Source organism: Ruegeria sp. AD91A, from assembly GCF_003443535.1.
Taxonomy (GTDB): Bacteria; Pseudomonadota; Alphaproteobacteria; order Rhodobacterales; family Rhodobacteraceae; genus Ruegeria.
This window is the reverse complement of sequence record NZ_CP031946.1, coordinates 954,286-973,562: the sequence shown is the minus strand read 5'-3', so window position 1 is coordinate 973,562 and position 19,277 is coordinate 954,286. Positions and strand designations below refer to the sequence as shown.

General features: G+C 57.6%; 18 protein-coding genes. 8 read left to right on the top strand and 10 right to left on the bottom strand.

What is annotated here, in order from left to right; translation table 11 throughout:
- Window positions 1–116: 116 nt before the first annotated feature.
- Window positions 117–695 (top strand): YqaA family protein, encoded by a 579-nt coding sequence (locus tag D1823_RS04910; protein WP_117868870.1) that lies wholly within the window; start codon window positions 117–119, stop codon window positions 693–695.
- A complete protein-coding gene (locus D1823_RS04905) occupies window positions 692–1,162 on the top strand; it encodes a disulfide bond formation protein B (protein ID WP_117868869.1) in 471 nt (156 codons plus the stop codon). Before D1823_RS04910 ends, D1823_RS04905 begins: the two co-directional genes overlap by 4 nt.
- Here D1823_RS04905 and D1823_RS04900 read toward each other — a convergent pair.
- Window positions 1,159–1,746: an HNH endonuclease gene (locus D1823_RS04900; RefSeq protein ID WP_117868868.1), complete on the bottom strand. Its 588-nt coding sequence runs from the start codon at window positions 1,744–1,746 to the stop codon at window positions 1,159–1,161. The two genes, D1823_RS04905 and D1823_RS04900, sit on opposite strands and share 4 nt — an antisense overlap.
- A 213-nt stretch (window positions 1,747–1,959) precedes the next feature.
- Here D1823_RS04900 and D1823_RS04895 point away from each other — a divergent pair, with 213 nt between their 5' ends.
- Window positions 1,960–2,565 carry an rRNA large subunit pseudouridine synthase E gene (locus D1823_RS04895; RefSeq protein ID WP_117872746.1) on the top strand — a complete coding sequence of 202 codons (606 nt, stop codon included), beginning with the start codon at window positions 1,960–1,962 and terminating at the stop codon, window positions 2,563–2,565.
- 32 nt (window positions 2,566–2,597) lie between these two features.
- On the top strand, window positions 2,598–3,023 hold the full coding sequence (locus D1823_RS04890) for a VOC family protein (RefSeq protein WP_117868867.1): 426 nt from the start codon (window positions 2,598–2,600) through the stop codon (window positions 3,021–3,023).
- Here the strand turns inward: D1823_RS04890 and D1823_RS04885 are convergent.
- Genes D1823_RS04885 through D1823_RS04875 form a run of 3 tightly spaced genes read right to left on the bottom strand, consistent with a single transcriptional unit; the run spans window position 3,008 to window position 4,805 of the window.
- Window positions 3,008–3,490, bottom strand: coding sequence for a GNAT family N-acetyltransferase (locus D1823_RS04885; RefSeq protein WP_117868866.1), 483 nt, complete (start codon window positions 3,488–3,490; stop codon window positions 3,008–3,010). The genes D1823_RS04890 and D1823_RS04885 overlap by 16 nt on opposite strands.
- 20 nt (window positions 3,491–3,510) lie before the next feature.
- Window positions 3,511–4,176 carry an alpha/beta hydrolase gene (locus D1823_RS04880; protein WP_117868865.1) on the bottom strand — a complete coding sequence of 222 codons (666 nt, stop codon included), beginning with the start codon at window positions 4,174–4,176 and terminating at the stop codon, window positions 3,511–3,513.
- Complete coding sequence (locus D1823_RS04875) at window positions 4,173–4,805, bottom strand: DNA-3-methyladenine glycosylase (RefSeq protein WP_117868864.1); 633 nt, start codon at window positions 4,803–4,805, stop codon at window positions 4,173–4,175. Before D1823_RS04875 ends, D1823_RS04880 begins: the two co-directional genes overlap by 4 nt.
- Before the next feature lie 97 nt (window positions 4,806–4,902).
- Between D1823_RS04875 and D1823_RS04870 the strand changes: the two genes are divergently transcribed.
- Window positions 4,903–6,129: an MFS transporter gene (locus D1823_RS04870; RefSeq protein WP_117868863.1), complete on the top strand. Its 1,227-nt coding sequence runs from the start codon at window positions 4,903–4,905 to the stop codon at window positions 6,127–6,129.
- Here D1823_RS04870 and D1823_RS04865 read toward each other — a convergent pair whose 3' ends face one another.
- From D1823_RS04865 to cysS, 3 genes are read right to left on the bottom strand one after another with little or no spacing between them, the layout of a single operon-like run.
- Entirely contained in the window at window positions 6,130–6,906 is a 777-nt protein-coding gene (locus tag D1823_RS04865; protein WP_117868862.1) for a squalene/phytoene synthase family protein, read from the bottom strand.
- Window positions 6,907–6,908: 2 nt separating this feature from the next.
- Window positions 6,909–8,543, bottom strand: a complete 1,635-nt coding sequence (gene cimA, locus D1823_RS04860; RefSeq protein WP_117868861.1) for a citramalate synthase — start codon at window positions 8,541–8,543, stop codon at window positions 6,909–6,911.
- Entirely contained in the window at window positions 8,540–10,183 is a 1,644-nt protein-coding gene (cysS, locus tag D1823_RS04855; protein ID WP_254683798.1) for a cysteine--tRNA ligase, read from the bottom strand. The genes cimA and cysS overlap by 4 nt, the downstream gene beginning before the upstream one ends.
- A gap of 66 nt (window positions 10,184–10,249) precedes the next feature.
- On the opposite strand from cysS, the gene D1823_RS04850 reads away from it, so the two are divergent.
- Both D1823_RS04850 and D1823_RS04845 read left to right on the top strand, forming a co-directional pair.
- A complete protein-coding gene (locus D1823_RS04850) occupies window positions 10,250–10,747 on the top strand; it encodes an MmcQ/YjbR family DNA-binding protein (RefSeq protein WP_371415295.1) in 498 nt (165 codons plus the stop codon).
- Between the two features lie 56 nt (window positions 10,748–10,803).
- Window positions 10,804–11,991, top strand: a complete 1,188-nt coding sequence (locus D1823_RS04845; protein WP_117868860.1) for a pyridoxal phosphate-dependent aminotransferase — start codon at window positions 10,804–10,806, stop codon at window positions 11,989–11,991.
- Between the two features lie 8 nt (window positions 11,992–11,999).
- Here D1823_RS04845 and D1823_RS04840 read toward each other — a convergent pair whose 3' ends face one another.
- Complete coding sequence (locus D1823_RS04840) at window positions 12,000–12,530, bottom strand: outer membrane protein (protein ID WP_254683797.1); 531 nt, start codon at window positions 12,528–12,530, stop codon at window positions 12,000–12,002.
- 401 nt (window positions 12,531–12,931) lie between these two features.
- On the opposite strand from D1823_RS04840, the gene D1823_RS04835 reads away from it, so the two are divergent.
- Window positions 12,932–14,476, top strand: a complete 1,545-nt coding sequence (locus tag D1823_RS04835) for a trimethylamine methyltransferase family protein (protein ID WP_117868859.1) — start codon at window positions 12,932–12,934, stop codon at window positions 14,474–14,476.
- A gap of 45 nt (window positions 14,477–14,521) precedes the next feature.
- Here the strand turns inward: D1823_RS04835 and D1823_RS04830 are convergent, their stop codons facing one another.
- Both D1823_RS04830 and D1823_RS04825 read right to left on the bottom strand, forming a co-directional pair.
- Window positions 14,522–14,767 (bottom strand): hypothetical protein, encoded by a 246-nt coding sequence (locus D1823_RS04830; protein ID WP_117868858.1) that lies wholly within the window; start codon window positions 14,765–14,767, stop codon window positions 14,522–14,524.
- A gap of 541 nt (window positions 14,768–15,308) precedes the next feature.
- Window positions 15,309–18,929, bottom strand: coding sequence for a vitamin B12-dependent ribonucleotide reductase (locus D1823_RS04825; protein WP_117868857.1), 3,621 nt, complete (start codon window positions 18,927–18,929; stop codon window positions 15,309–15,311).
- Window positions 18,930–19,277: the final 348 nt, after the last annotated feature.

Below are 19,277 nucleotides of genomic sequence, written 5' to 3'. Positions count from 1 at the left end.
AAGGTCCAGAGGCAAAAACCATCCAATAATCCATTTGTTTCAACCTCGGCTGTTGACGGTCCGTCAGGCGCATGGTTTGGCTTAGCTCCAGACCGAGAACGGGATTTGAGTGCTTTATGTTACGATCGCTTTATGACTGGACCATTCGTCTGGCCGAACACCCTCACGCGCTGTGGGCGCTGGCCATCGTGGCTTTCATCGAAAGTTCGTTTTTTCCGATCCCTCCGGATGTGTTGATGATTCCGATGATTCTGGCCCGCCCGTCCCGGGCATGGTTGATCGCAACCGTGGCGCTGGTGGCTTCGGTTCTGGGTGGCATGCTGGGGTATGCGATTGGTGCGTTTTTCTATGAAAGCATCGGGCAGCCCATTCTGGAATCCATGGGGAAAGCCCATGCCATGGAAGAATTCAATACCCGTTTCAACGACTTCGGATTCTGGGCCGTTCTGGCCGCTGGTGTGACCCCCTTCCCCTACAAGGTCATCACCATTATGTCGGGTTGGACCGGCATGCCGATTGGAACCTTCATAGCCACCTCGATTCTGGCCCGCGCCTTGAGGTTCTTCCTTGTCGCAGGCCTGCTCTGGAGATTCGGTGAGCCGATACGCGATTTCATCGAAAAGCGCCTGGGGTTAATGTTCACTCTGTTCATCATCCTCCTGTTTGGCGGATTTCTGGTGGTGAAATACTTATGACAAGACGTTCGCAACTTGTCGCACTGGCAAGTCTTGGATCATTGGCCCTTCTTCTGGCCGCTTTTGGCTTTCAGCATCTGGGCGGGCTTGCACCATGTAAAATGTGCATCTGGCAGCGCTATCCTCATGCGGTGGCCATCGCGATTGGCGCAGTGGCGCTGGTGTTGCCCAGGCTGCGCTTCCTGCCGTTGCTGGGCGCGGCAGCTGCGGCGGCGACTTCGGCTGTGGGTGCATTTCACGCCGGAGTCGAGCAAGGCTGGTGGGAAGGTCCAAGCAGCTGCACATCGGGTAGCATCAGCGGCCTGTCTACTGACGATCTGTTCGATCAAATCATGTCCGCGCCTTTGGTGCGTTGCGATGACATCCCTTGGGAGATGTTCGGCATCTCGATGGCAGGTTGGAACGCCGTTGCTTCTGCCATACTGGTGCTGATCTGGCTGGCCGCGTGGAAATCCCGGGCGGTTTAGAACTGATCCAACTCTGCATCCCAGTAAAGAAAATCGATCCAGCTTTCATGCAGGTGGTTCGGTGGGAATTTCCGTCCGATATTGCGCAGCGCTTCGGCATCAGGTTGGCGCGGCGGCTTGCGTAAGGTCATCCGGGCCTGGCGCAGCGATTTTGATCCTTTACGCAGGTTGCACGGGCTGCACGCCGCCACCACGTTCTGCCAACTGGTCACACCACCGGCGGCCCGCGGCACCACATGATCGAAGGTCAGGTTGTCCCGGCTGCCGCAGTACTGGCAGCGGAATTCATCCCGCAAAAATAAATTAAAGCGCGTGAAGGCCACGCGCTTTCTGGGTTTTACATAGTCTTTCAAAACAACGACCGAAGGTATTCGGATTTCGGTGCTCGGACTGCGAACGACTTCGTCATATTCAGCCACGATATCCACCCTGTCCAACCAGGCGGCCTTGATCGCTTCCTGCCAGGGCCACAGTGACAGCGGGTAATAGGACAAGGGGCGATAATCGGCGTTCAAAACCAGGGCCGGGTGTTGTTTGAGCGTACCCGGCTCCCTTACAAATTCGGTCCTGAAGTCTCCGTCCATCACAGAATCGCTCCTCGCTCTCAGCTGCCCGTTTGTGACACCAGAGCGGGGAGCACCCGCCCCGGTCTTTTAATAACTATATATCGTGTTAAAGCTCTGACAAGCCCTGAGTTTCCACAATATGTCGCAGACTGGGTAAAGCGAATCCGTAACAGACACATGACAGTTATCCACAGCTTGCGCCGGGGGCGCCCTTCGGGCTATGCGCGGGTCATGTCCTGGTTCATTCGCTTCAACAAACCATATGACGTGCTGCCGCAGTTCACGGACCGCGCCAATGCGGATAGCCCACGCAGCACGCTGTCCGATTTCATCGATCTGCCCGGTGTCTATCCGGCGGGAAGGTTGGACCGTGACAGTGAAGGTTTGATGCTGCTAACGGATCATGGAAGGCTGCAATCACAGATTTCGGACCCAAAGCACAAGATGCCCAAGACCTACTGGGTTCAGGTCGAAGGCATCCCCGACGAGGCTGCCCTGAAAACGCTTCGAAACGGGGTCGAATTGAAGGACGGCCTGACCCGCCCTGCCAAGGCCTGCCAGATCGACGAGCCCGTGGCGCTCTGGCCCCGAACCCCACCGATCCGCGACCGCAAGACCGTGCCGGACAGTTGGCTTGAACTGACCATCCGCGAGGGCAAGAACCGACAGGTGCGGCGGATGACGGCGGCAGTTGGCCTGCCGACCCTGCGCCTGATCCGGTACCGCATCGGAGACTGGACCCTGGATGATCTTGAACCCGGGCGCTGGGACAGTCTGCCACTGCCGACGCTGAACGCGGCCCCGCAACGCAAGCGCGACCGTCGCCCGCGCCGGTGACAGACCCTGCCCTGATCTGCTAAACTGGGGTCATGAAGATAACGCCTAACATCCCGGCCCCGTCGGCCATTCTGGAAGCGGCGCTCTACGTCGACGATCTGGACGCGGCAGAGCAGTTTTACGGTGAAGTTCTTGGGCTGGAGCGTATTCAACGTGTTGCTGATCGCCATGTTTTCTATCGCATCGGCGGATCGGTGCTGCTGATTTTTAATCCCGACAAGACCGAACAACCGCCCGTCAGCCCCGACATGCCCGTTCCGCCTCATGGTGCGCGCGGCCCCGGACATGTGTGTCTTGTGCTGTCGGGTGCGGACATCGCAGCGATGCGCAAACACCTTCTGGACTGGAATATTCCGGTAGACGCCGAGTTTGACTGGCCCGGAGGCGCACGGTCCTTGTATGTGCGCGATCCGGCCGGAAACTCGGTAGAGTTCGCCGAAGGTCACTTGTGGGACTGAACCTGTTCAAACCGTTTCGAGATTCTGTTTACCGGCGTGCCATCACGCAACGGCACACCATAAGCGATCGAGTAATCCCGAAAACCCATTTTTTCATAATAACTTAGACCCGAAATGTTATCGGCCCGGATTGTTGCATTGATTGCACGGAACCCCAATGCGGCGGCCGTTTTGATCGTTTCCCGAAACAGGGCACGTCCAGCTCCACGAAGTGCGGGTCTGCGACGTGTGAACGTGGCGATGTCCGCGCAATCCTCAGGCAACGTGTCATGCGCACCCAACCACTGAAAGCCAACCACGTCACCCTGTTCATCCAAGCCAACGTGGCAGCATATCTTATCCAAGCCTTCCAGATAGCTTTGCGCGAACAAAGGCTCGGAAAACGGAACTTCGAACGCGGTTGTGCCTCCAATCTCGATGACCTGATTGAGGATGCGGCACGCTTCGGCCACATCCTCCCGCATCATTGGTCGCACGACGATCACTTTTACAAGCTCAGTTTGTCGCGCATGAAGGCCAGCGCCACGCTGAGCCCATCCGGCGCGATACCGTGCCCCGTGCCTTTCATGACATGGGCATAGACCTCTTTGAAACCAGCAGCTTGCAAGGCTTCGGCCGCTTCCGGCAACGATTGAGGCGGGACAACGTCATCAGCGTCGCCATGCACCAGCAAGACAGGCATCCGGCTGACGGTTTCATCCGGCAGCAGATCGGGCTCCAGCAAACGGCCTGAAAAGGCTACAACCCCGGCCACGGGATCTTCCCGGCGTGGTGCGACATGCAGGCTCATCATCGTGCCCTGGCTGAAACCAAACAGAACAACCTGTTCGGGCAGCACATCTTCGTCCACCATCAGCGCGTCCAGAAAGGCGTTGAAGTCCTCGACAGCCATTTCCATGCCACGGCGGGCCTCATCCTCGGAAGACCCATCGATCCAGGGAATCGGGAACCACTGATACCCATTGGGCATTCCGGGGATCTGCTCGGGCGCGTCCGGGGCCACGAACAATGTGTCAGGCAGATGCTCGCCCAGCGGATCGGCCAAACCCAGCAGATCGGCACCGTTTGCGCCATAGCCATGCACGAACACCACGACCGAGCGCGTGTCTCCCGAAACAGGCTCTTTCCGGAGCGCATTCAAAACCCGTGTCATCTGATCCCTTCTCTTTGTTTTGCAACCCGGTAATAGGCCCACAGCACCCGCGCCGCAACCGAACGCCAGGGAGACCAGGCTTCGGCCATTATGCGCAATTTCTTGTCTGTCGGACGGTCAGGCAGGTCGTAGAGGATACGCGCTGCTTCTTGCAGGGCGAGATCACCGGGTGCGATGACGTCCGCACGACCCAGTGAGAACATGGCATAGATTTCGGCTGTCCAGACACCGATACCCGGAACTTGCGTCAATGTAGCGACGACATCTGCGTCAGTTGCATCGCGCAGTGCCTTATAGTCGATGTGTGCTTCGGCCAGAGCCCGTGCATATCTGATCTTCTGCCGGCTCAGGCCAACTGCCCGCAGTTCTTCATCCGTCGCCCACATGATCTTGCGCGGGCCGGTCAGCTTGGCATCCCGAAGCCGTTTCCAGATCGCATTTGCCGAAGCCACACTCACCTGCTGGCTGACAATTGCACTCAGCAATTGCGCAAACCCGTCAGGGCGGCGGCGCAGCGGCAACGGGCCGGTCTGATCCATCGCGTAGGCCATGCGCGGACAGGATCGGGACAGCCATTCGGCCCCTTCCGCAACACAGTCCGGTGTTTCGATGATGCGGCCTACGGACATGCGGCCTCCCTGCTCTGCTATCTCGGGCACGTTAGGCGCATGTGACGCAGATGCAACCCGGTTGTGCCTCAAACACTTAGCCGATAACCATTCGCCCATGACCATGATTTCAACTCTTCCGGACGACCGACGGGCCAAACGCAATGTGGCCGTGCTGGTGGCTGCCCAAGCCATACTGGGCGCGCAGATGCCCATGATGTTCATCGTTGGCGGACTTGCAGGTCAGTCGCTGGCCTCGAACCCCTGTTTGGCGACACTGCCGATATCCCTGATCGTTCTGGGATCGATGCTGGCGGCCACGCCGATCTCGGCCATCATGCAAAAATGGGGCCGTCGCGTCGGGTTTCTTGTTGGGGCAACCGCCGGCGCATTGGGCGGGCTGATCGGAGCCTATGGCCTGTTCCTTGGTTCCTTCCCCATCTTTCTTGTCGGCAGCCTGCTGACTGGTATCTACATGAGTGCGCACGGGTTCTACCGGTTTGCAGCAGCAGACACCGCGTCAGACGATTACCGCCCGAAGGCGATTTCATACGTCATGGCGGGCGGATTGGCGGCCGCCATCATCGGTCCACAGATCGTGAAGCTTACGTCTGAAGCTTACGTCATCCCTTTTCTGGGTACATATATGGCTGTAATCGGGATCAACGTTCTAGGCTCGGCCCTGTTCTTTTTTCTCGACATTCCCACGCCTGCGAAACCTGCGGCCGATGAACCCAAGGGGCGGTCACGGATCGAGCTGTTGAAAACGCCCCGCATTGCCGTCGCGATCGTCTGTGCCATGGTGTCTTATGCGCTGATGAATCTTGTCATGACCTCGACACCGCTTGCAGTTGTCGGTTGTGGGTTTTCGGCCAATGACGCGGCGGATATCGTGACAAGTCACGTGCTGGCAATGTATGTCCCCAGCTTCTTCACTGGGCACCTGATTGCCCGGTTTGGCGTTGAAAAGATCGTCGCTCTGGGCCTGACCATACTTGCCGCATCAGGGGTGGTTGCGCTGCAAGGCGTTGAACTTGGAAACTTTTTTGTCGCCCTTGTTCTTTTGGGCATTGGTTGGAACTTTGGTTTCATCGGCGCTACCACAATGCTGGCCGCATCTCATGAACCGCAAGAGCGTGGTCGGATGCAGGGCCTCAATGACCTGCTGGTGTTTGGTGGTGTGACACTTGCATCGCTGGCCTCGGGCGGGTTGATGAACTGCTCAGGCGGCTCTGCAATCGAGGGGTGGAATGCTGTTAACCTCGCCATGATCCCTTTGCTGACTCTGGCAGGCGGTGCATTGTTGTGGCTGGTACTGCGCCCGGCCGACCCCGAAAGCGTCTGATCACCAGCGCCCGCTGCCGACGGTCCACATCAGGGACAGTCGCTGACGCATTTCGCCTTGTTCAAGCGTTCCTGCCGCCACACGCTCGGGCTGGGCGATGGCCTGCTTCAGAACCCATTCCGCAAGCCAACCTGCATACAGCGCGGGACGCGCATCAGGCGCTATGTCGTCCCGGTTTGATCGCGCCTTGCGCAATCGGTCCAAAGCAGATTGTGCCAGTTGCTGAACGCCCCCCGTCGTACCATCAAGCAAAGGTACGCGACCCCGCTTTTCCAGTTCGGGAATGGCGCGGAACCAATTTGCCACACCGACTCCGTACCCGAAATCGCGCAGCACGCTTTCCTCCGCCGCACCCAGCGCCTGAGCTGAGGCCACGAAAAGCGACCCGGAACTGTGATTGATATAAGCGTCAAAATGTTCCTGATCTTCAAACGGATCCCGATATATGTCCCAACGCCTTACAGCGATATATTCATCCAGAATACCTGCCAGATGCGGCGAGAGGACCCGGGACAGAGGCGTCACCACCTCATGCCTCCGAACTGCGGTGCCTTCTGCGATTTGCTGCAGCGCGTCGCGCCACCATTGCAACCGCATCTCGGCGATCATGGACTCTTGCGTCACCCAAGGCGCGCGGGCGACTTCAACATTCAGCGCATAGACCGGAAACAACACCGACCGGGCCGACACCGGAGCCGCCATCGTCGCGCGGAACCTGTCAGGATCAGCCCGCTGCACCAGTGCGGCGCAGGCTTTGACATCATCGTCAAAGACCACGCTCACTCGGCCGCTGCCTTTTGCGGATCACAATCACGGACCAGTTTCCATTGGATCGCATCCAGCAGCGCCTCAAAGGACGCATCAACTATGTTCGCGCTTACGCCAACGGTCGACCAACGTCGCCCCTGACCGTCTTCGCTGTCGATAATGACGCGTGTCACCGCCTCGGTGCCGCCCTGGGTGATACGGACCTTGAAATCGACAAGGCGCATGTCCGACAAAATCTGCGAGTATTGACCCAAATCCTTCGCCAACGCCTTGGCCAGCGCGTTCACAGGCCCCCTGTCGTTGCCAGACTCGTCCATGGATTCGCTGACCGACAGTTTCTTTTCACCATCCACTTTCACCACAACGACAGCCTCGGACAGGCTGACCATCTTGTTGTATTTGTTTTTCCGCCGCTCAACGGTGACCTTGTAGCGCTTGACCTCGAAGAATTCTGGCAGTTGCCCCAGTTCATCCCGTGCCAACAGTTCGAAACTGGCCTGTGCGGTGTCATAGGAATACCCATCCGCTTCACGGTCCTTGATCCGTTCAAGGATTCGGCCCAATGCGGGATCACCGGATTCAACGCTCAACCCTGCTTCGGTCAGGCGTTTGCGCAGGTTCGACTGACCAGCCTGGTTCGACATAGGAATGATGCGTTCATTGCCTATGCTCGCCGGGTCCACATGCTCGTAAGTCGATGGGTCCTTGAGAATCGCGCTGGCGTGCAATCCCGCTTTGTGCGCAAAAGCCGATGCGCCGACATAAGCCGCCTGCTTGCTGGGAACCCGGTTCAGGACGTCATCCAACATGCGGCTGATGCGGGTCAGCCCGGCCAGCGCCTCAGGGCTGACGCCGGTTTCAAACTGCGACGCATAGGGTTCTTTCAACAGCAACGTCGGAATCAGGGCCGTCAGGTTCGCGTTGCCACAGCGTTCACCCAGCCCATTCAGCGTTCCCTGAATCTGCCGGGCACCTGCTTCGACGGCCGCCAGTGAACAGGCTACTGCATTCTCTGTATCGTTATGGGTGTGAATACCCAACCGTTCGCCCGGCAGGCCTGCTGCGATCACCTCTGATACAATCCGCCCGACCTCGGACGGCAACGCGCCACCGTTGGTGTCGCACAGCACAACCCAACGCGCACCCGCCTCCATCGCGGCCCGGCAAACTTCAGTCGCGTATTCCGGGTTGCCCTTGTACCCGTCAAAGAAATGTTCCGCATCGAACAGCGCCTCGCGCCCTTGCGCAACGATATGTGCCACCGAAGCACGAACGTTTTCCGTGTTCTCTTCAAGCGAAATACCAAGCGCATGGGTCACGTGATAGTCATGGGACTTGCCAACCAGACAAACGGCCTGCGTACCCGCATTCATCACCGCAGCCAGCACATCGTCATTCTCGGCCGAACGCCCCGCCCGTTTGGTCATGCCAAAGGCCGTCAACCGGGCCGCGGTCTTTGGGGCAGCCTCGAAAAACGCGCTGTCGGTGGGGTTGGCGCCGGGCCAGCCGCCTTCGATGTAATCCACCCCCAATGCGTCCAGCGCCTGTGCGATCTGTACTTTTTCAGCGGTCGAAAACTGCACGCCCTGCGTCTGCTGCCCGTCACGCAGGGTGGTGTCATAAAGATAGAGGCGTTCTCTGGTCATTTGCCTCTCTCCAATTCTCGCTTCAATTCTCTTAGACGAGACTGAACAAACGCAAAGCTCGGCTTTGTACGCCAAGCGGGAGCAACATCAAGTTGAGAAACATCAGAAAAGTGAACTCCTGCTTCCTTGGCGTCATCCAACGCATGCTGCAATTCGATACTGTTTCCAGAGGCAAATGCCGCTCTGACTTGATGAAAATATGGCAATGCATCGAGTTCGTCTTTTTCAATCGACCAGGAAGCAACATTATTTCCGTCTTTTATTTTTACGCCAGCAGCTTTGAAACCGTCTCGGATCATATCAGCCTGCGCCCATTTTTTTTCTGTCCTTGCTTGGGACCTCACCATCAAGAGTTCTTGGATCAAGTCATCCAACTCCTCGCCAATCTGCGATGTTTGTGCCCACGCCCCCGCCTCAGGTAACAGCAAACCCAGCAATTGCGCACTTGCCAAGAAGTTCTGCAGCAAACCTGAAGTTAGATTCATAGGTTCATTCAGTGCTGTTTTTTGACGGCTTATCTGACGCTCCAAACGGTAAAGTTCTGTCATAGCACCTGCAGTGTTCAAGTCATCAGCTAAAGCCTCGACAACAGCAGGTGCCGCGCTGGCAGCGGGTTCGATGCCCGATGTCAGCGCCCGCCACTTGCGCAGCGTCGCCTCTGCCTCACGGGCCTTCTTCTCGGTCCAGTCCATCGGCTTGCGATAATGCGTCTGCAGGAAAACGAACCGGATCACTTCGCCCGGAACGCCCTGCTCCAGCAGATCATGCACGGTAAAGAAATTGCCCAGCGATTTGGACATCTTCCTGCCTTCGACCTGCAACATCTCATTGTGCAGCCAGACCCGCGCGAATTCACCATGCGGGTGCGCGCATTTGCTCTGCGCGATCTCGTTCTCGTGGTGCGGGAACATCAGGTCGTTGCCGCCACCGTGGATATCAAAACTCTCGCCCAACAACTCATAGCTCATGGCCGAGCATTCGATGTGCCACCCCGGACGTCCCCGCCCCCATGGGCTGTCCCAGCCCGGCAGTTCATCAGTTGACGGTTTCCACAGAACGAAATCCATCGGGTTCTTCTTGTAGGGCGCCACCTCAACCCGCGCGCCTGCGATCATGTCGTCCACCGAGCGCCCCGACAGTTTTCCGTAGCTCTCTTTCCAACTGTCGACAGCAAACAGAACATGGCCTTCGGCGGCATAGGCATGGCCCTTGGCGATCAGATCTTCGATCATTGCGATCATCTGAGCAATGTACTGGGTCGCGCGCGGCATCTCGGTTGGCTCCAACGTGCCCAAAGCACCCATATCATGCAGGTACCAGCCGATGGTTTCATTAGATCGTTCCTGCACCAACTGCTCGAGCGTTCCTTCGGCCCCGGCCTGCTTGCGCTTGAGGGCGGTCGCGTTGATCTTATCGTCCACGTCTGTGAAGTTGCGCACATAGGTCACGTGTTCTGCGCCGTAGACATGGCGCAACAGACGATAAAGAACGTCGAACACCACAACCGGGCGGGCGTTGCCCAGATGCGCGCGGTCATAGACCGTCGGACCACAGACATACATCCGCACGTTTTCAGGATCGATCGGCACGAAGTCTTCTTTCGTCCGCGTCCGCGTGTTGTGCAGCTTGATCGTCGTCATCGGTCGGGCTCCTAGGAAACAGCAAATGCTTGCGCGTTGGCGCGGGCTTAGCAACTTGTCTCAGGGATGAAAACGAAAGAAACCGGCCCGCTTGATAAATCAGCAGGTAATGCAGCAGATAATGATGCAGGTCACCGGGTTCATATCCCATCGGTTATCATGGCGTCACCCTCAAGCCAAGCATTGAGTTTACTCGAACGCTTCGGCACAGTGCCGGTCATGGATCGAAACTACGTCAATTTCATCTGCAAAGAACTCCCCGGAGCCGAACTGTCGGACCCGTGGGGCGGCGGGCATGACGCCTGGAAAATCGGCGGCAAGATGTTTGCCTGTATCGGAATTGCAAATGACGGCGTGTCGGTCAAAACGCCCGACCTTGAAACGGCGCAGATGGTGATCGATGCTGGTGTCGGAATGAAAGCCCCCTATTTTCACCGTAGCTGGGTCCGCCTGCCGTTTGATGCCGAAACAGACGAGCTGCGCCATCGTTTGACGGTTTCATATGACCTCGTTCGCGCGTCGTTGACTAAAAAACTTCAGGCGACCTTGCCACCGCGAAGCTGATTGACAAACCGTTTCTGCTCTGCCCCATTCAGCGCAAGGCAACCAGGGGCGATGGTATGAAATTGTCTGAACGCATCACGCAGATCACCGGCGGCGGCAGCGACGGCTGGGACGTGTTTTACCGCGCCCGCCGGATGCTGAGCGAAGGACTAGCCGTAACCGAGCTGACAATCGGTGAACATGACACCCGAACCGACCCTTCGATTCTTCAGGCGATGGAGCTCTCGGCCCGCAACGGCCATACAGGTTACGCGATGGTGCCCGGCACGGACCTGCTGCGCGACACGGTTGCCGCACGGGTTCAGACCCGCACAGGTGTTCCTACCTCGCGGAAGAACGTTCTGATCACCCCCGGCGGGCAAGCCGCCCTGTTCGCGTCACATATGGCCGTGTGCGACCCCGGTGATGTGGGCCTGTTCCTCGACCCTTACTATGCCACCTATCCCGGAACAATTCGGGGCGTTGGCGCTGTTGCCCGCGCGGTTCAAACCACCGCTGAAGACGCTTTCCAGCCCAAAGCCGAGTGGATCGACGCTGCTGCTGAAGGCGCTGTTTCGCTGTTGATCAACACGCCAAACAATCCGACCGGTGTGGTCTATTCCCGTCAATCGCTGGAGGAGGTCGCCGATGTCTGCCAGCGGCGCGATCTTTGGCTGATTTCGGATGAGGTTTACGACACGCAGGTCTGGGACGGCGAACACATTTCTCCGCGTACGCTGCCCGGCATGGCAGAACGCACACTTGTGGTTGGATCCATGTCCAAGTCCCACGCCATGACCGGGTCGCGGTGTGGATGGGTCGTCGGCCCCAAGGAGGTCATCAGCCATCTGATCAACCTGGCCACCCACACCACCTACGGCGTTCCCGGGTTCGTGCAGGATGCCTCCAGTTATGCGCTGACCGCAGGTGTTGAACTGGAAGAAAAGATCGCCGCCCCGTTCCGCCGTCGACGTGCCCTGGCAATGGATATACTGGCCTCGCAAAACACCGTAGGCCTCGTACCTACGCAGGGTGCCATGTATCTGATGCTGGATATCCGCGCGACCGGGTTGTCGGGGGACGCGTTTGCCAACGCGCTGCTGAACGCACACAGAATTGCCGTCATGCCCGGCGAAAGCTTCGGCAAGGCTGCTACCGGGCACATACGGGTTGCCATGACCGTGGAGGATGAACGCTTTGCAGTGGCGCTGAAAACGCTTTGTACTTTCGCGTCACAACTTGCGAGGAAGCACGCAGCAGAATAGACCGTTTGTCAGAAACGGAATGTTGTACGCAGATTGAAGACGTTGGAATCCAAGCCACCGGTGGATCGGGTAACATCATCGAAGTCTTGCCGCAGCGCTTCACCGCTGATGACAAAATTCTTACCAATCGGATAAGCAATGCCGATTCCGTAAACGGCGGCGGTATCGCTATCGACGGATGTTTCGGCCCGTGCCGCGCCAACGACCACATACCCCAGCGCACTGCCGAAATCGTACCCGCCACGCAGTTTCAAACGGGTCATGCTGTCCAGGCTTCCCTGAGACTGGTTTAGGTTCAGGGACAGGCGGTTGTATTCAAGTTCACCGCCAAGAACGAAATTCCCGAAGTCCTGATCATAGCCTACATGCGCCCCAAAAGAAGTGTCATCTCCGCTTGATCCCCCCGGTCCATCCGCATCCGCGTATCCAAAGCTGAGCCCTACGTAGCCACCCGTCCAATCCTCTGCCAAACCAGAGCTGGCGCTGACGATCAGAGCCGCAGCAATCAGGGCAGGAAGAGGTTTAAAAGTCTGGTTCAACGCAACTTCGCTCGGGCTTCAGATCATGTATTAGGTTCAAAATTAACTGGGATCGCTTTGGTCGGAATTCAATTCCCTGCACGTAAAGCTCAAGGGTAAGTGAATGCAGTATAACAGATTTCAGTCATCGCGGGAGAAAATCTGTCTCAGAAATCCGTCAGAGTTTTGTTGGGCAGATATTTGCTGAAGTAAATTCCGTTGAGGTCGCAAACAGAACAGATTGCGTCGCCGTGTTTTGGAATTCTTGCGCCAAACGTTGAGAGGCGGAATGACGGACCACGACTGGAAAATCAGCCTGATCAGCCGCACCATTGGTGCGGACAGGGGGCGTGCAGCGAGAGGGCGGCCGTAAGCGGCCATTAGCCAGTTCCCCAAACATCTCTCAACGATCGGAAAAAGAAATGAACGACCAATCCCGCAACACCTCGCGCAGCGGCGGACGCGCAGCGCGTCGCGCGGCCCGTGCCACTGCATTGCCTGATCATCTGCGCCCCGTGCGCGCCGGTATGGAAGGCGGCGTTCTGAATGTCCTGACACAGGCACAGATAGAACGTATCCACGAGGCCGCCCTGACAGCACTTGAGACTATTGGTCTTGCCGACGCTCCGCAAAGCGGAATCGACTATTTGGTCGGTGCAGGCTGTATTTTGGGTGATGATGGCCGCATCCGCTTTCCCCGTGCCCTTGTCGAAGACACGATCGCAAAAGCGAACCGCAAGGTTACGTTGTACAGCCGCGATGGAAAGACCGATCTGGAACTGGCAGGTACCAAAGTACATTACGGCACGGCTGGCGCCGCCGTTTCCATGGTCGACGTTCATGGTCGTGAATATCGCGATTCAACCGTGCAAGACCTGCATGATGCCGCACGCATCTGCCAGCAGCTTGACAATATTCACTTTGTTCAACGCCCCATGGTCTGTCGCGATATCGTCGACAACCTGGAAATGGACCTGAACACGATCTACGCAAGTTGTTCGGGAACGTTCAAACATATCGGCACGTCCTTCACGGAACCAAGCCACGTCGCCCCCGCGATGGAGATGATCTACATGATCGCGGGCGGCGAAGACAAATATCGCGAGCGCCCTTTTGTCTCGAACTCGAACTGCTTCGTCGTCCCGCCGATGAAATTCGCCACAGAAAGCTGTGAAGTGATGGAGGAGTGCATCAAGGCCGGTATGCCGGTGCTGTTGCTGTCAGCCGGGATGGCTGGTGCCACCGCGCCATCGACAATCGCTGGTGCAATCGCCCAGGCGACAGCGGAATGCCTTGCTGGTCTGGTTTATGTAAATGCCGTAAGCCCCGGTGCCCCCGCAATTTTTGGCACCTGGCCCTTTGGCCTTGATCTGCGAACTGGCGCAATGTCCATCGGTTCGGGTGAGCAAGCCCTGTTGACGGCAGGTTGTGCCCAGATGCACCGTTTCTACGATTTGCCGGGAGGCGCAGCAGCCGGTGCATCAGATTCGAAGCTGCCTGACATGCAAGCCGGATGGGAACAGATGTGCTCGAACGTGATGGCGGGGTTGTCCGGGTTGAACATGGTTTATGAGGCCGCTGGTATGCACGCTTCTCTGCTGGGTTTCTGCTTCGAAAGCCTCATTCTCAGCGACGACCTGATCGGTCAGGCACAGCGCTGTGTGCGCGGGATCGAAGTGACGGATGAAACCTTGGCACTGGATCAGATCGCGTCCGTATGCATGGGGGGGCCTGGTCATTATCTGGGAACGGATGCAACCCTCAGCCGGATGCAGGCTGACTATGTCTATCCGACGTTTGGGGACCGCTCTTCCCCCAAGGAGTGGGTGGAGCTCGGCAAGCCGGATCTGGTTGAAAAGGCAACTGCCCGCAAGGAAGAGATACTGTCCACCCCGTCAGCGGCCCGGTTCGACCCGCTGCTTGACGCGGAGCTTCGGGAAAAGTTCAACATTCACTTGCCGATATAGCATCTGAAAAAGCGGCCCGATGAGTGTCGGGCCGCCCTTTCTTGTTTACCCGTTGCTGGGCGGAAGCAATCCTGCCTCTTGCGCAACGGCCACCTCATCAGCGTCCAGCGCCCCGTCGCCGTTTGCGTCCATCGCCGAGAACGTGTCGGCGTCAACGTCGGGCAACACGGCCTGGATTTCCTCGATGGTCAGAACGCCATCGCCATTGGCATCGGTTGAGGACTGCGCCGAGAGCACTCCCGGCAGGGTCAGAGCAGCGATGGAAATCCCAATCAAATACTGCGGTTTCATTTTGGTGCCTCCTGGATAGGTTGATTATGTCTTCGTCCGGACAGGCCCCAGAAACACCGCAACAGCCACGCGCGTCACCCGTTTTGCGCGATCGGGAGGAAATCGCGCCAATCCTTGCGTGTTTGACCGAGTCGGAGTCGCGAAGCGCCGCCGGGCAAAACTTCGCCAGACCCATTTCGGCGGGACATGCCCGAAAGGCATTGCCTGATCCGGCAAGACTGCGCTTATCCGAGCAGCTCGGCGCAAAAAAAGAAAGGGGGCCGAAGCCCCCTGTCAGTTTCGCCATCCAGGCTCATTTCGTTGACCGCCCGGTATTTTTTTGCCTGCGGCCTGGACGTCGCATGGAACGAGCGCACCCGTTCCGTGAAAGAGTGGGAAGGAGCAAGTATTCCGCCCCACCCTGTTCCCGGCCAACACGGGCATGTCGGCCGAGTGGAGAAAGGTCAATTGGTAAGTTTTGTGTCCTTTCTCCGAGTTCGTCGGGGTCGGTTACCTAGGGCAGCGTCCGACCCCTACGCCCCGGGGTGCCGGGGCGTTGTTCTCAGCTACACCCGCTTGTCGCGCCGCAGGTGTTGCACTTCATGCACGTGCCGTTACGCACCAGCGTGTAATTTCCGCATTCGCCGCAAGGATCGCCTTCATAACCCTGCATCTTGGCCTTTGTGCGGGCGTCCATGCTGGTGGCCACCGCCGTTTCGGCTGGCGGTTCTTCGAAAGCAGCTGCGGGTTCGGCCATGCCATTCAATTCAGCCTGGCCAGCATTGAACACAGCCAGATCCTGTGGCAAGCGCTTACGCAGATACCCAGTCGAGCTGATTTGTTTCAACACTTCCAAAGACTTGGACGCGGCACTTTCGCTGATTTCAGAGACGTTCGAGACACCCTCGTCTTCACCGCGACCCAGATCGTCAAAGGTAGCGCCCTCGGGTTTCACATGGGCCAGATCGGTGCGATCCAGGTAGGACACGGCCAGTTCGCGGAAGATGTAATCCAGGATCGACGTCGCATTCTTGATCGAATCGTTACCCTGCACCATCCCCGCCGGTTCGAACTTGGTGAATGTGAACGCATCCACGAACTCTTCCAGCGGCACGCCATATTGCAGGCCAACCGACACGGCGATGGCGAAGTTGTTCATCATCGCCCGGAAGCCAGCGCCTTCCTTGTGCATGTCGATGAAAATCTCGCCCAACTGACCGTCTTCGAACTCACCTGTGCGCAGGTACACCTTGTGGCCACCGACGATTGCCTTCTGGGTATAGCCCTTGCGGCGATGCGGCAGTTTCTCGCGATGGCTGCGGATGATCTCTTTGACCACAACCTTTTCGATCACCTTTTCTGCCAGGACGACGGCCTTTTCCTGCATCGAACCGCTTTCCAGCACTTCTGCCGCCTCGTCGTCATCCTCGACCAGTGCAGCCGCCAGCGGCTGCGACAGTTTCGAGCCGTCACGATAAAGCGCGTTGGCCTTCACACCCAACGACCAGCTGAGTTCATAGGCTTTCTGGCAATCCTCGATGGTTGCGTCATTCGGCATGTTGATCGTTTTCGAGATCGCACCCGAGATGAAGCTCTGTGCCGCCGCCATCATGGTGATATGACTGTCAACTCCAAGGAAACGCTTGCCTTTCTTGCCACACGGATTGGCGCAATCGAAGATCGAGTAGTGCTCTTCCTTCAGATGCGGCGCACCTTCCAGTGTCATGGTTCCGCAAACGTGGTCATTGGCTGCCTCGATATCCGCACGGGTAAAGCCCAGATGCCGCAGCAAATCGAAGGTCGGATCGTTCAGTTTGGTCGCCGGGATGCCAAGAACGCCCGTGCAGAAATCTTCACCCAGTGTCCATTGGTTGAAGACGAACCGGATGTCGAAGGCGCTTTCCAGCGCGGCGTCCACCTTTGCCAGTTCATTCGGGCCAAAGCCGTGACCGGTCAGCGAGGTATGGTTGATCCCCGGCGCGTTGCCGATGGTGCCGTGACCAACGGCATAGGATACGATCTCTTCGATCTGCGACGAGGAATAGCCCAGCTTTTCCAGCGCCGAAGGCACCGAGCGGTTGATGATCTTGAAGTAGCCGCCACCGGCCAGCTTCTTGAACTTCACCAGTGCAAAGTCAGGCTCAATCCCGGTGGTGTCGCAATCCATCACCAGACCAATGGTGCCGGTTGGAGCAATCACGGTGGCCTGCGCGTTGCGATAGCCGTTCTTCTCACCAAGGCTCAGCGCCTCATCCCAGGCTGACATGGCCAGATCGACCAGACGCTTGTCGGGGCAGTTGCCATGATCCAGTGGCACTGGCTTGACCGCCAGTTTCTCGTATCCGTCTGTCACGCCTTGCGCCGCACGGCGATGGTTGCGGATGACGCGCAGCATGTGGTCCGCGTTGCGCTCATAGCCTGTGAACGGGCCAAGCTCACCGGCAATCTCGGCCGAGGTCGCATAGGCCACGCCGGTCATGATCGCAGTCAGCGCGCCACAGATCGCCCGACCCTCGTCCGAGTCGTAGCTGTAGCCCATGTTCATCAGCAATCCGCCGATATTGGCATAGCCCAGACCCAAGGTGCGGAAGTCATAGGACAGTTGCGCAATTTCTTTCGACGGGAACTGCGCCATCGTCACCGAGATTTCCAGCGTCAGGGTCCACAGGCGTGAGGCATGCATATAATCCGCTGCCTGGAACTCTCCATCCTTGAGGAAGGTCAGCAGGTTCATCGACGCCAGATTACAGGCCGTGTCGTCAAGGAACATGTATTCAGAGCACGGGTTCGAGCCGCGGATCTCACCATCTTCGGGGCATGTGTGCCATTCGTTGACCGTGTCGTGGAACTGGATGCCCGGATCAGCACAAGCCCATGCGGCGTGACCAACCTTTTCCCAAAGATCGCGCGCCTTGACAGTCTTTGCGACTTTGCCATCGGTGCGGTTGATCAGCTGCCAGTCCGCGTCTTTCTCGACAGCAGTCAGGAACGCGTTAGTCACGCGGATCGAGTTGTTCGAGTTCTGGCCCGAGACCGAGCTGTAAGCGTCCGAATCCCAGTCTGTATCATAAGTCGGGAACTCGATGCTGTCGTGGCCCTGCTTGGCGTAATCCAGAACGCGTTTGATATAAGTCTCCGGGATCGCGACCTTTTTTGCCTCTCGAACGGCCGTTTTCAACGCGTCGTTCTTTTTCGGATCGTAGGCATCTTCCTGCGCGCCGTCCCACGTGCGGATAGCCTCGAAAAGGCCGTTCAGCATCTTCTCGTGCATCTTCGATCCGGCAACGATCGAGGCTACCTTCTGCTCTTCAATCACCTTCCATTCGATGAATTTCTCGATGTCAGGGTGATCTGCATCGACGATCACCATCTTTGCTGCCCGACGGGTTGTCCCGCCTGATTTGATCGCGCCAGCGGCGCGGTCGCCGATCTTGAGAAAGCCCATCAGCCCCGAAGACTTACCGCCACCCGACAGCGCCTCTCCTTCTGCACGCAGATGGCTGAAGTTTGTCCCGGTGCCCGAGCCGTATTTGAACAGGCGCGCCTCGCGCACCCACAGATCCATGATGCCGCCTTCGTTCACCAGGTCGTCATCAACCGACTGGATGAAGCAGGCATGCGGCTGCGGATGTTCATAGGCCGATTTCGACTTGGTCAGCTTGCCGGTCTTGTAGTCGACATAGTGGTGCCCCTGCGCCGGTCCGTCGATGCCATAGGCCCAGTGCAGGCCAGTGTTGAACCATTGCGGAGAGTTCGGTGCCGCGCGCTGGGTCGCCAGCATATAGCGCATCTCGTCAAAATAGGCGCGCGCGTCTTCTTCGGTCGAGAAATAGCCGCCCTTCCAGCCCCAATAGGCCCAGGCACCGGCCAGACGGTCGAACACTTGCTTCGACGATGTTTCTCCTTCGAACTCTGCGCCCTCAGCCGGAACCGAGCGCCACAGAAATTCGGGAACATCTTTTTCTTTCACTTTCTTGAGCTTGGTGGGCACCCCCGCCTTGCGGAAGTATTTCTGCGCAATTACATCGCTTGCGACCTGCGACCAGCTGGAAGGGACTTCGACGTCATCCAGCCGAAAAACAATTGTACCGTCCGGATTTCGGATTTCAGACGTTGCGGACACAAAATTCAGTTCCGCATAGGCGTCCTGATCCGATTTGGTGAATTTTCTTTCAATCTTCATGTCCGCAGCCCTGGTTAATACAGCTCAATTTCCGATTCCCGACACCAAATCTTGTGTTGCAGGGTGTCGCCCACAACGCCCTAAGAAGCGTGCAAAAAGGTACTGTTCGCTGCCTGAGACAGCGTAAAGCCGCTAGTGCGACCGCACGTAAATCGCTTGTGCTTATCCGACCCTCGCCCGCTGCCTTTTCCGGTTTAAACACCAGATATTGTGGCACTCTCGTTGGTTCATACAATTTGACGTATGTTCCCATAGTAGGTCAACGCCCTTTTTCGGTCATTTTTGAAATCTTTTATATTGACCTGACCGTTGTGTAAGCCCGTCTGCGAGCGGGCGGCGATTCCTCCA